Genomic DNA, 12,944 nt, shown 5'->3' with positions numbered 1-12,944 from the left:
GGAAATGAAATGTTTCAGTATGATTATCCCCAATTTGAAAAAAAGCGCCTTTTAAGGGCCGAGATGCTGGATAAGCTTAGGGACTATCCTAAGGTTTTTCTGGATCTGCAGTTTCAGGGATTTGGTGATGGAATTATAAATGGATGTGACATTGTCTGGAATGACGGACAACTGACCATTTCCCCTGGCATGATTTATTGGAAGGGAAAGCTTTATTTTATGGAGCAGCCCTATATGGTGGAGTGCAGTGCCCAGGATAAGATACGGTATTTAAAGGTGCAGTTTCTGACCGAAATCAGGGTGGCAGGAAAGATCATGGGAAATACCAGGATCTTTCTGGAGGATAAGAAGCCGGATACGACCTGTGAAATGGAGCTGTGCAGGTTCCGGCTTCAGGAAGGAGCAAAGCTCCGCAGCTGTTATGAGAATTTTCAGGATTATTCCACGGAGTATGACACAGTGAACTTAATTCATCAGCCCTACGCGGCAGAAGGGGGAAGTACATTAAATCCCAGGATCATCAGGCAGTTTTCAAAGGAGATCATAAGAAGCAGACCGTTAGATCCTCTTGATGCAAGCTTTTCCGTGACGGCCCTGGCCGTTCATGGAGTTGTGACAGTTGACTGCATCCGGGAATATCTGTTTGCTAGATTGGGAGAGGATTATGGAGACAGGGGACATGGAGGGCTCTATAGAGGACTTATGGTGATTTTGAATAATCAGAGGAATGGGGAAGTGAGAAGAGGTGAAGTTAGCCGGGGAAAGAGAAGTGTTATGTTGTTATAAACGGGAGGGAAACGAATGAATCTGGGTGAAAAGATTGCACTGTTGGAGCGTGCCAGAAGACAAAAGGTAAGAGAAGAAAAGGAACAGGCAGTAGGAATGGTGCTTAAATTAAAAATAAATTGAAGGAGGGATTGTATGATTGATGAGATGATTTTGGGACTTGTAAATAAAGATGCTTTAGAAGAGGATAATACGCAGCTAATAAATAGGTGTTTATTTAATGGGACAATTTTCATGGATATGCCGGTGGCGTTTACAGAACTGTCTGATAAAAAAATAAAAGAACGTTACACAGTGGATCCAAGACCCAGGATTGTTTATTCAGACGAAAGCGGCAAAATTAATTTTACTTTTAATATGTTGAATGAAAAGATACCTGATTTGCAGTTATACGTATTTAAAATCAGAGAATCGATAAAAATGGTATATCCAAATACTCTATTTTACGAAGAAAACTTTTTTGCAGATCCAGACAATGTTTCAATTCAATACTTTGATTTTAGAAGTTCATCTTTAGAAGGATCAATCTATAACGTTATGTACTTAGTACAATTGACTGACAAAACTTTGCTAGGGGCTTTTAACTGCCCTTTTGAAGTGTACATAAACTGGAAACCGGTAGTAAAAAGAGTAATTAAATCAATAAGAATTTAACTGGATTTTTATGAAAGAGGAGGAGTTTTATGAAAGCATTGCAAGTTAGAACCGAACCATTTGATTTTTTAGAAATTCATGAGCTTACTACTAAACGTTATGTAAACTGCCATTCGATTTTGAAAATTCAGGGAATTATTGATGGAGGGTCAGAACAGGAATACGTAAATCATTGCATTAGAAACAAATACCCTCAGTTTCAAATGATCATTACAGACGAAGAAACAGAGCAGGTGTTTTTTAATGGATTTATTACTCAGTTTAGTATGAAAAATGAAGGAAAATTATGTGTACTGACTATTGAGGTCACAAGTGACACCTATAGAATGGACTTAAATGAACATTTACGCTTTTATCAGGACAGGAACCAGCCCTATAAAGAGATCATTGACGGTATTTGTAATACCTATTCAAATTGTAATTTTATGATTAAGAACAAAGACGTACAGTCATTGAACGATTTTACAATTCAGTACCTTGAAACAGACTGGCAGTTTTTAAAACGGTTAGCAAGCCGGTATCATTCGGTACTCATACCGGAAGATCGTACACCAGGTATTCATTTTTATCTGGGTATTCCAAAACTAAATGCTTATGAGGTAAAAAAGGATAATTACACACTGACAAATGAAATTCAGGATTACCACAAAAAGAATAGTGAATTGAAAATGAATCAGTATGATCTGATTTCTTATAATCTTACTGATAGAAAGGTCTATTACCTGGGAGACAAAATTTTATTTAATGGATTTGAACTGTATGTGTATGGGGTAAATAGTAAGCTTTCGTATGGTGAATTGATTCATCATTATATATTAAAAACAAAAAATGCTTTTCAAACATCATATATAACAAATTTTTCTTTGATAGGAGCTTCTTTTGATGCGGTTATTACTGACATAGTGAAAGATAAGGTTTTGATAGAACTCAGACAGGGAGAAAACAGCTCCCAGTCACCGGCCATGGAATTCCCGTTTTCCACCGTATATTCATCAGCGGATGGTACGGGATGGTATTGTATGCCTGAGAAAGGCGATTCAGCCCGGCTGTATCTGCCTTCCCCAAATGAATCTGATGCATATGTAACCAGTGCTATACATCAAAAGTCAACCGATCCAAATGCCAGAACGAATCCTGATGTCAAATCATTAAAAACCCGATATGGAAAGGAGATTTATTTTACTCCGGACCGTATTGTTATGACTAACCACAAAGGAGAAAATATTACGATACATGATAATAGTGGAATTTCAATTGAGAGCAGTAAAAACATTACCATGAGGGCCAAAGGAGATATATCTTTAACAAGTGTGGAACAGACGTTGACCATGAATGCGGCTGATCAGGTCGACATTGGTCAGGGAGGAAGCCGGCTTGTCATAGACGATGATATTGCTTTTAAAGGCGGTAAACTGCGGATGGAGTAAAATATGGACCGATTGCAAAAAATACAATCAGAAGGCAGTAAATTAATGGAGCCGGTATTACATAATCGTTTGAAAGAAATACAGACTTATTTTTCGGATAACAGAGATATGATCATAACGGATTTCAAAAAATCCGTAGAAATGTTATATTCAGAAGCCCACAGCTTGCAGCAAATGAATAAAAAAGATCCCGTTCAGTTTTTTAGCATCAGCTATCTGCAAAGATGTATTTTTACAAAGAAATATGAGGTACGGCTGGATCTGTATAATAAAGATTTTTATTTAGAAAGGTGCAGGACTGTTCAATATTGGAATATGAATTTTATATTTCAGTTTTTTGAAAAAGATATGGAATATTTTAAAAAACATATTGGTGCAGTGATATTTCATTTAAAAGAATACGAAGAGAAGGAATTTGCTTTGTGGTATATCACTCATTATTACAAAATAGCAGAATTGTTTTTTAGGGATCATATCACCGATATTATACACAATAAATTTTCAGAAGCTTTAGAAAAGAATGAAGATTTTAAAGTTGTTTTCGGCGGATATATGGATGAGCAAGCTGTATTATTTGAAGAAGGGAATGACAGAATATGAAATATTTTATCCTTTCAGAGCAGGAGGAGAATAATCCTAATCCAGATATTAAGAATTGGTTTGGAAAAATAACCTCAAAGGATAACTCAGAGCAATTTGATGCGGAAAAAAGCTGGATTCTACTTGACTCGAAGTTGAAAGCTGATTCCATTTATATGGATATATTGACATTTCCATGTATATTTGTGTCAGAAAAGGTGATGAAAGTAATCTGGATGTACAGGAGGGGAATAAAAGCGATAAAAATTATTTTAATAGATCCTGACAGTCAAAATTCTTTGTTTTATTATTTGCCGGAATTACCGGAGCATAGGCTGTTAAGTATGGAAAGTACCTTTGATAAAACTAAGAGCAGATTATTAAAAGGATCATTAGATAAGAATAAAATTCAGGATATTCCATTTTTTATCCTGGGAGAAGTCAGTAAAGCAACATTAGTAATACGTGAAGACGTTGCAGAAAGTCTGATCCGCAGAAATGTGAGGGGGATAAAGTTACAGGAATTATTAATTGTGTGAGGGAAAGCTTATGATTACAAAAAATAATCTTATTATAACTGGCCTTGGTTCAGTTGTGGGTGTAAATGATTTGCACTTTAGTATGAATCCAAATCAGCATGTGAAATTAACGGTTGATTTGCAACTAAAAACTGAACTATTATGTGATTCGTTATATAGCCAGTCTATTTCTATTGGTTACAAGAAAAATGGGCAGGAATATTTCATTTTTTACGGGTTTGTGGACCATTATAACCAAAAAAGAGAAGGGAATTTATATACCGCCAGATTATCTCTTATATCTGCAAGTATTAAACTGGATGAAAAAAAATACATACGGACATTTCAAAATACAGAGCAGACCTATAAAAGTGTAATACGGAGTATTCTATACCAGGTTCCAAAAGCAGATGTACTTTTTTCGGTGAAAGGCAAGGAAGAATCTCCGATCCAGGACCTGCTGGTTCAATATCAGGAAAGTGACTGGGAATTTTATAAAAGAATAGCCAGTCATTTTGGCAGTGTGCTGATTCCGGATATTAAAACCGGAGAACCTAAATTCTATTTAGGTTTTCCAGAGGGAAACAAGCTCATAGATGAAAAATTCACATCATATACCGTATCACTAGACGAGCGGTATTTTGAAAACAGAGCAGAAAATATGCAAAAAGATTGGTTTGTATTTTATAGAGCAGAGTCAGACCGGTTTTATCAGATTGGAGACGAGGTTGAAATTGATGGGAGAAGACTTCGGGTGCTGAGCATTTTGGCAAACATGATCAGAGGAGAAATTATTTTTTCCTATGAATTTGGAAGGACAGATCTTTATTATAAGAAAAAAGAATATAATCAGCAATTAATCGGCGCATCTTTGACAGGGACAGTGATTACTTCGGTGGGAGGAGAGGTTAAACTAGTATTTGATATAAATCCGGAAGAACAAAATATAATAAAAACCTATCCTTGGGTGCCGGTAACGGGGAATATATTTACCTGTATGCCAGAAAAGGGAGAGAGGGCTGCTATTATATTTACTAATTACAATGAGGCAGATAGCATAGCGATACAGTATTTAAGAAGCAATGATATTTCAAAATGTCCCAACGTATCCTCTCCTTTCGACCGATATTTTACAACCAGCCAGAGGAAAGAAATGAAATTAGTTCCGGGAACTATGGGCTTTGATAATCATATGGGCAATTCCCTGACATTGGAGGATGAGCAGGGCATCGTTCTGGAAGGTGATGAAATTTTATTAGAAGCAAAAGGAAAAATCTTATTAACTGCTGATGGGATAAAGACCTTTGCGCCATTACAGTCCACACTTATTAAAGGTAGTTCCGGAGGAGGAAGCATTAATATCTGTCAGGATTTTAATCTATCCGGTCCGGTTAAAATCCTTGCACAGGCAAATCCATTAACTGAGGAGGAACCGGTTAGAGTTTACAGCAATAAGGATACTGAAAAAATAGGAAAGCAGGCATTAGGAATGATTCCTGCCGGAAAAACAGAGGATAAAATAATCAGTCAGGCATTGGGAATGATTGTACAGAGATAAGGGGGAAACTAATATTGGGAAAGAATGCAGATACAATTAAAATGGGAGGAAACCGGCAAGACTGCGGACCGTCCGTATTAAAAAAGGTCAGCAAAAACGAACCGGAATTTGATCCGGGCGTATTTATAAAAACGAAACCAAATAATTCTACATTCATCAATGGATTTGAAGCATCCTTAAAAAGTATGAATTTTAAGTAAAGGGGTGAGTAAAATGAGTAGTTCCTATTTAGTTAAAGGTGCAAAAATTAAATGTACATGTGGTTCCCAAGTGGGTGAACTGATTGTAGAAAATAAGAATGTCTGTCTGCTTAAAGTACCGATCGCAACTGTGGATGATTGTAAAACGGGTGAAAATATCCCAAGCTTTGGAATTTGTTCTCACACGGGGAAACCCTGTGTTCCAATGATTCTTGGAAAATGGCTTTGTCCCCATGAACAGACTAAGATCAATGGTACCAGTGCAATAACAACGGATTCGGCACTTGTTTGTGGTAAGGGCGGAATCATTCTTTCAGAGACAAGTGGTCAGGAAACGATCATGAAGCTTTTAAAGGAAGCGGGAAAGATTTTTAAAAATCTTTTTGGTTTGAGTTGTGCTCCTTTTAGCGGAGATCCAGTCAACCTTATTACAGGAAATTACGTGCTGCAGTCTGAAGATCTTCATATTATGGGAAGTTATCCTCTCTCCTTTACACGAACTTATAATTCTCTTTCAGATGAAAATACCGTGTGCGGGAACGGCTGGAATCATAATCATCAGGTTTACCTGATCGATCATCGTGAAACCATAGAGATACATACTGGGGTTGGAGGCCAGGTCCGAACGTTTGAAAGGGCGGAAGCAGGGGATTATAAAACAAATGAATTAGCGAAGGAATCCTTACGTCTTTCAATGGATGGGTATTTCTATAAGGATATTTTAAACCAGACTTTTGTTTTTGATAAAGATGGCTTATGCAAAGAGATAAAAGATAAAAATGGGAATTCAACTATTTATACATATACGAACCGCGTTCTTTCGAAGGTTCAGAACTTATCAGGTTATTTTACATTCTCTTATAATAACGAGGGAAAACTGGCCGGTGTGAGTGATCATTCCGGACGGTCTGTTACGTTTGCATATGACAATGGCAATTTAATCAAAGCAGATAATCTTTCGGGCGGTTTTAAAGAGTATACTTATGATAAAAAAAACCGGTTAATCGAGGAAATAACACCATATGGTGTGAAAAAGGTAGTCAATGAGTTTGATAAAAATGGACGGGCAGTCAAACAGTTATTTCCCGATGGCGGAGTCATGGAGTATGAATATGATGATGACAGGACTGTATTTATTGACCAGAATAAAAACAAAATCAGATTTTATAGAGATAAATGGCAACGGGATTGCAGGATTACTTCTCATGAAGGACAGATAGAAAAGAAATATAATGAAAAACATCAATTAGCCGAAATTACGGATTACAATGGAAATAAAACCTGTTACGAATATGATCATGATGGAAATATGACTTTAATCAGGGACCCTACCGGCCATGAGACAAGAATTGAGTATGACAGAATGAAGCATCCTGTCAGATTAATTTATCCGGATGGCTCTGTTACAAGGACTGATTATAATCAAAATGGACAGATACTCCGGAATACCGATCAATTAGGACGGACGTTTCAGTATCAGTATCATTCCAAAGGCATGGTAGAAACGGTCACTCATCCGGATGGCTCCGAAATGCATGTCCAATTTGATGGCAGAGGGAATATTATTGAAGTAGCAAACCCTTTTCATTCAAAGGTGAAATATGAATATGACCAGTTAAACCGCGTTGTTGCAACAATAGATGGAAATGGAAATAAAACACAGTATGTATATAATCAAAACAACGATATTGTTGAGATGACAGACACGTTGGGATTCAGTAAAAAATATTTCTATAATAATAATGGAAAAATTACTGAGATCATAGATCAGAACGGTAATTCAACAACCTGGGAATACAATGATATGAATTGCCCTGTCAAAAAGACAGATCCACAGGGACGTGAAACCTTCCGGGAATATGATCTTATGTGGAATGTCAGCCAGCAGACAGAGGCGAATGGCGCAGTCACGAAGTATTTGTATAATAAATCCAACCGCCTGGAGAAGGTGATAGCTCCGGAAGGAGGAGAGACATCCTATCAGTATGATGGAAACGGAAACCGGATAAAAACAACCTTACCGGATGGCTCAAGTGTACTGTATAATTACGATGCCCTCAACCGAATAATTCAAATTAATTATCCAAATGAAACATCTTCTCGTTTTGAATATAATTTTTCGGGTAAAATAACCAGAGCGGTTGATCCGATGGGCGGGGAATACCACATGGAATACGATGCTGCCGGGCAAAAAATAAAGCAGACAGATCCATCTGGGAAAATCAGTAGTTTTGAATATAATGAATTAGGATTGATCACAAAGGTAACAGAACCTTTGAATCGAATTACTGAGTATCAATACTTTCCGGGTGGCAGACTGAAAAATAAAAAATTTCCTGATGGCAGTGAATTGCATTATTCTTATGATTCCAATGGTAATCTTATAGCAAAGCAGGATCATACCGGTTATCAGGTAGAATTCACCTATGACGCCCTAAACAGGATTTCTTTCATTTCAAACAGCCGAGGACAAAGCAAATCTTTTACTTATGATGGAGTCGGAAACCTCCTGTCTGTCAAAAATAATAAAGGAGTTGTGACTGATTATGAATATACAAAAAGCGGATCACTGCAGGCAGTCATTGACCCTGCCGGACTAAAAACTCTTTACAACTATGACGAAGTAGACCGAATTGTTTCTGTAAAACAGATCGCACCGCTGACCTTAGAGGAAGAACTAGAAGAGGCTAGGAATATAAATAAGCAAAAGGAACTTTTACTGGTACGTTATAAACGGAATTTAGAAGGTGAGGTAATATGTTCTGAAAATGCTGCAGGTCATGAGGAAAGATACCAAAGAGATTATTTTGGGAGAATTCTTACCCATACGGATCAGGAAGGCATGGAAACACATTATACCTATGATCCATCAGGCAATATAAGCAAAATTGTATATCCGGATGGAAAAAAAGTTATGATGGAATACAATGCATTAAACCAGCTGATCCAACTGAAAGACTGGCTTGGCAGCACAACAATCCAGCGTAACAGTTTTGGAATACCTGATCAGATAACCGATCATCAGGGAAATACAGTTCAGTATGAGTGGAATGTTTTTGGGAACAGAACAAGAACGGTTTATCCGGATGGAGAAGATATTGAATATGAATATGATGATGCCAGTCAAAAGATTAAGAAAGTCCATTGGGCTGATCAGTTTATTGAATATCACTATAACGAAGCAGGCTTTTTATCTTCCAGAAAATGCAGTAATCAACAGGAATCTCGTTATGGATATGACTCGTTTGGCCAGCTAAAGTATTTAAGCCATTCTTATCAAGGCGGATTTTTAAACTATCAATATGAATATGATTCCGATGGATTACCTGTTAATATAAACCGGATTTCAGAGAAGGGGAAGGAGAGCTTCCGGTATTTTTATGATGATTTAAACCGCTTGGCCGAAGTTAGAGATGGATTGCATACAGTAAGAAAGTATGAATATGATCCGTACGGAAACCGTATTTTTAAGAAAGAAAATGGAATTGATACACAGTATCATTATAACGAATTGAATCAGTTGGTCAGGGAAGAAACAGTAGACTTTATCAGGCGCTATGAATATGATAAAAGAGGGAACATTCGCTGTTGCTATGAAAATGAGGAAATGCAGGATGCCTACTTTTATAATGGGAGAAATCTATTAGAAAAAATCAGGAAAAAAAATGGCACAGAAATATCCTACCTTTATGACGGTTTCGGCCAGCGTACAATGAAACAGCAAAAAGAGCATGCGGAATCAGATTTTTATGGTTATCAAAAGCCAGATGAATCCAGTGTAGAATTTATCATTGATTATGCCAGGAGCAATCATAACCTGATTGGAGAGAAATGTGATGGCATCCCCAAAAGCTATATATGGGAACCGCAAAGTCATCATTTGACGGGATTGATTGAAGATGATAAAAGCTTCTTTTATCAAAATGATTCTTTAGGAACTCCAATGCGGTTATTAAGCCAAGCAGGTGCTGTGAGGACAAGTTATGATTATGATGAGTTTGGTAAACCGAATCGAAAAGTCTCTGGCGAATCATATTTTGGATTTACCGGGTACTATTACGAAGATGAAACAGAACTTTACTATGCGGGGAGAAGATACTATAATTCTAATATGGGATTCTTTTATGGAAGGGATTCTGTGAAGGGGAATACCTGTGAACCTATGACCCTTCATCCTTATCTATATTGTTTAAATAATCCATTATTATTCATTGATCCTGATGGTGCAAAACCTGGTGCTGTCACAGGTCCAGATGGAACGGAGGCACACACTTTATTGGAGGCATATTTTAAGGCCTATTATGCTGGATTGCCATATGTAGCTCGTACTGAAGAAACAATACCTGGTGGAAATCCTGAAGCAAAAACAACCAATGGCAGATACGATATGATTTTAATGTATCAAAACCAGGTAGAATTGTATGAAATCAAACATATAAGTCATCATAATCAAGCGTCACATATGAGTGATTTGTTACGGTTTAATAGTTATATGGCTGGTCTACGGAAAATGTATCCGGGGTATAATATTTCTCCGGGTACGACATTTAACCCTGACCAGTTGTATATACCAAGTGAACGCTATCCGGATTATTATATAAGATACTATACTTATTATAATGGTGGTTATTCAATGCCCATAAATGGGAAAGAGTTTAATCAAACTTATGCAGGATTCATATATTGGGGTTACGTAAAAAAGGATGAAGAAAAAGATAAGCATAGATACATATGGATTCCAAACCAAAATAGTAATTCTAACTCTGGCAGTAATGATAAGAAAGATGATAACGTGATACAATTTCCTGATGTCAAAGGTGAAGACGTAGCTGCAGCTGCAATTGTTGGAGCTGTATTATATGGGGCATGGTGGTTGATAAAGGCTGGAGTTACATTTAGTACCGGTTTTCCTGCGTTGGCGTGCCCATTTTAAAGGAGACTATTTATGAAAAAAAGAGAAATTATAAATAAGATTATTGGAGAAGTATTGGAACCGGAGGGACTTATTTTTAGTGAAAAAATAGATAGTTGTTGGTTTATTAAGGAATTTAAAAATAGTAAGGGAGAAATAGCAAGGCAGGTTATAGAATTTTACAGTAGTAGGTGGGAAAAAAACTATTTATGGATATTAACTGTTTTTCAGGAAGATACAGTAGTTATCGAATAGACAATTTTGTGCCGGGTTGCAGGGACGATGGCCTTAAATATTCCACAACAGGAGAATATAAGCAGGCAGTTGAAACTTATGCAGATATACTGAAAAAATATGGTTTAGATTTTTTAAAGAAAATTGCTGAGCCACCGAAAGAGAATGATTATTTTAGACAAGAAGATCATTATAAGCTATTTAATGAGCATGAGAGTACGGCTCAAAAATTTATAAAAGAGCAGCAGATAGACATGGAATGTGTCAAGATAGAAGATGCAGTAAGGCTGATAAAAGATATGGTATTAGAGAAACAGGGAGAACCATTTGATGATTGTCGGGAGTTGTTTTTAGAAATGGCAGCATTTTATGGACGTGTTGTAAGTAAATACAATTCCTGTAAGTGGTTGATGAGGGATATGAAAACTCACTTTATTTGCAAACTTGAAATTGAATCTAAACGGAAACTATCTTTATCTATGCTTAATGAAATCCATTTGGCATGGAAAAACGGAGTGGACAGACTGAATTCTTTAATAATCTAATATTTATTGTGAATTAAAAACTCTTGTTAATTTAATTGATCTGAAAGAGTGAGGTGATGCATTATTCTAATATCAGATGAGAAGACGTAGCTGCAGCTGCAATTGTTGGAGCTGTATTATATGGGGCATGGTGGTTGATAAAGGCTGGAGTTACATTTAGTACCGGTTTTCCTGCGTTGGCGTGCCCATTTTAAAGGAGACTATTTATGAAAAAAAGAGAAATTATAAATAAGATTATTGGAGAAGTATTGGAACCGGAGGGATTTATTTTTAGTGAAAAAATAGATAGTTGTTGGTTTATTAAGGAATTTAAAAATAGTAAGGGAGAAATAGCAAGGCAGGTTATAGAATTTTACAGTAGTAGGTGGGAAAAAAAACTATTTATGGATATTAACTGTTTTTCAGGAAGATACAGTAGTTATCGAATAGACAATTTTGTGCCGGGTTGCAGGGACGATGGCCTTAAATATTCCACAACAGGAGAATATAAGCAGGTAGTTGAAACTTATGCAGATATACTGAAAAAATATGGTTTAGATTTTTTAAAGAAAATTGCTGAGCCACCGGAAGAGAATGATTATTTTAGGGAGGAAGATTATTATAAGCTGTTTGAGGAACATGAATCACTTGCTCAAAGGTTTATAACAGAACAGCATATAGAGATGGAACATATTACAATAGAAGACGTTGTAAAATTAATAAAAGATATGGTATTAAGGCAACAAGTGGAGACATTTGATGATTGCCGGGAACTGTTTTTAGAAATGGCAGCGTTTTATGGTTGTGTGGTAAGAAAAAACTATCCATATAAGTGGATAATGAATGATGTAAGAACCCACAAAGTTTGTACACTAGAAATTGATTCTAAACAAGCCCCATCATGGCTTGTTATTACTGGAAAAATATCATTATTTGTCACTAATGACATTCATTTGGCATGGAAAAATGGTGTAGACAAACTGGATACCTTGATAATTTGATAGCTGCGATAGTAGTTATTACTTAATGATCCTTGAGTTTGCATTGATGATAATATGTCTTCTGGTACACATTCGATTTGGATGAATTAGATGTTGTATCAGAAGATATAAAAAAGTGAAAGCAGCAATGCAGATAAACATAAAAGAAAGAACAATAACTAAACCGGAGACGGAGGTGCGGACGTAACCTTGGATTATCAGTGTAAGTTCAACTTTACGTCCGCACCTCCTTCCCTCAGTTAATGCTTTTGCAACAGCCCCTTGAAATTTGGGCTGTACCCATGTATATGAAAAAATTTAAAAGAAGAAATCCCAGGATGCTTCTTTCATCTGATCAGCGATTATTTACATAATAATGCCTGATTAAAATAACACTGATCACATCTGCCAGAGCCCACCCAATAGGAATTGCCCACCATATCCCAACAATTCCGATCCAGTTTACAGCGGATAGCATATAAGCCAGGATAACTCTGGTACCAAGTCTTACAATGGTAAGTATAATGGATACCACCGGCTTTCCGATCCCGCGGAACTTGCAACAAATATTG

The 12,944-nt window shown here is 36.6% G+C and carries 11 protein-coding genes; all 11 read left to right on the top strand.

The features are described 5' to 3' along the window. Nucleotides 1–9 precede the first annotated feature (9 nt). The 11 genes from K401_RS0100180 to K401_RS0100125 all read left to right on the top strand — a co-directional run bounded on the left by K401_RS0100180 (nt 10) and on the right by K401_RS0100125 (nt 12,393). The gene (locus tag K401_RS0100180; RefSeq protein ID WP_024291062.1) at nt 10–786 is read left to right on the top strand and encodes a hypothetical protein; all 777 of its coding nucleotides are present in this window, start codon (nt 10–12) and stop codon (nt 784–786) included. A gap of 135 nt (nt 787–921) precedes the next feature. Beyond that, a complete protein-coding gene (locus K401_RS0100170) occupies nt 922–1,440 on the top strand; it encodes a hypothetical protein (RefSeq protein WP_024291061.1) in 519 nt (172 codons plus the stop codon). A gap of 29 nt (nt 1,441–1,469) precedes the next feature. Next, on the top strand, nt 1,470–2,867 hold the full coding sequence (locus K401_RS0100165) for a contractile injection system protein, VgrG/Pvc8 family (protein WP_024291060.1): 1,398 nt from the start codon (nt 1,470–1,472) through the stop codon (nt 2,865–2,867). 3 nt (nt 2,868–2,870) lie between these two features. Continuing rightward, nucleotides 2,871–3,467, top strand: coding sequence for a hypothetical protein (locus K401_RS0100160; protein WP_156945235.1), 597 nt, complete (start codon nt 2,871–2,873; stop codon nt 3,465–3,467). Then, nucleotides 3,464–3,985 (top strand): hypothetical protein, encoded by a 522-nt coding sequence (locus K401_RS0100155; protein ID WP_024291058.1) that lies wholly within the window; start codon nt 3,464–3,466, stop codon nt 3,983–3,985. The genes K401_RS0100160 and K401_RS0100155 overlap by 4 nt, the downstream gene beginning before the upstream one ends. A 10-nt stretch (nt 3,986–3,995) precedes the next feature. Further along, nucleotides 3,996–5,522 (top strand): contractile injection system protein, VgrG/Pvc8 family, encoded by a 1,527-nt coding sequence (locus K401_RS0100150; RefSeq protein WP_156945234.1) that lies wholly within the window; start codon nt 3,996–3,998, stop codon nt 5,520–5,522. Nucleotides 5,523–5,536: 14 nt separating this feature from the next. Then, nucleotides 5,537–5,722, top strand: a complete 186-nt coding sequence (locus tag K401_RS0100145; RefSeq protein WP_024291056.1) for a hypothetical protein — start codon at nt 5,537–5,539, stop codon at nt 5,720–5,722. Between the two features lie 13 nt (nt 5,723–5,735). After that, on the top strand, nt 5,736–10,655 hold the full coding sequence (locus tag K401_RS0100140; RefSeq protein ID WP_024291055.1) for a DUF6531 domain-containing protein: 4,920 nt from the start codon (nt 5,736–5,738) through the stop codon (nt 10,653–10,655). A 12-nt stretch (nt 10,656–10,667) separates the two neighbouring features. After that, nucleotides 10,668–10,889, top strand: coding sequence for a hypothetical protein (locus tag K401_RS0100135; RefSeq protein WP_024291054.1), 222 nt, complete (start codon nt 10,668–10,670; stop codon nt 10,887–10,889). Then, nucleotides 10,844–11,413: a hypothetical protein gene (locus K401_RS0100130; RefSeq protein WP_156945233.1), complete on the top strand. Its 570-nt coding sequence runs from the start codon at nt 10,844–10,846 to the stop codon at nt 11,411–11,413. Before K401_RS0100135 ends, K401_RS0100130 begins: the two co-directional genes overlap by 46 nt. A 206-nt stretch (nt 11,414–11,619) precedes the next feature. Beyond that, a complete protein-coding gene (locus K401_RS0100125; RefSeq protein WP_024291052.1) occupies nt 11,620–12,393 on the top strand; it encodes a hypothetical protein in 774 nt (257 codons plus the stop codon). Nucleotides 12,394–12,944: the final 551 nt, after the last annotated feature.

It is taken from the genome of Lacrimispora indolis DSM 755, assembly GCF_000526995.1.
Taxonomy (GTDB): domain Bacteria; phylum Bacillota; class Clostridia; order Lachnospirales; family Lachnospiraceae; genus Lacrimispora; species Lacrimispora indolis.
This window is presented reverse-complemented; position numbering and strand designations above follow the sequence as displayed.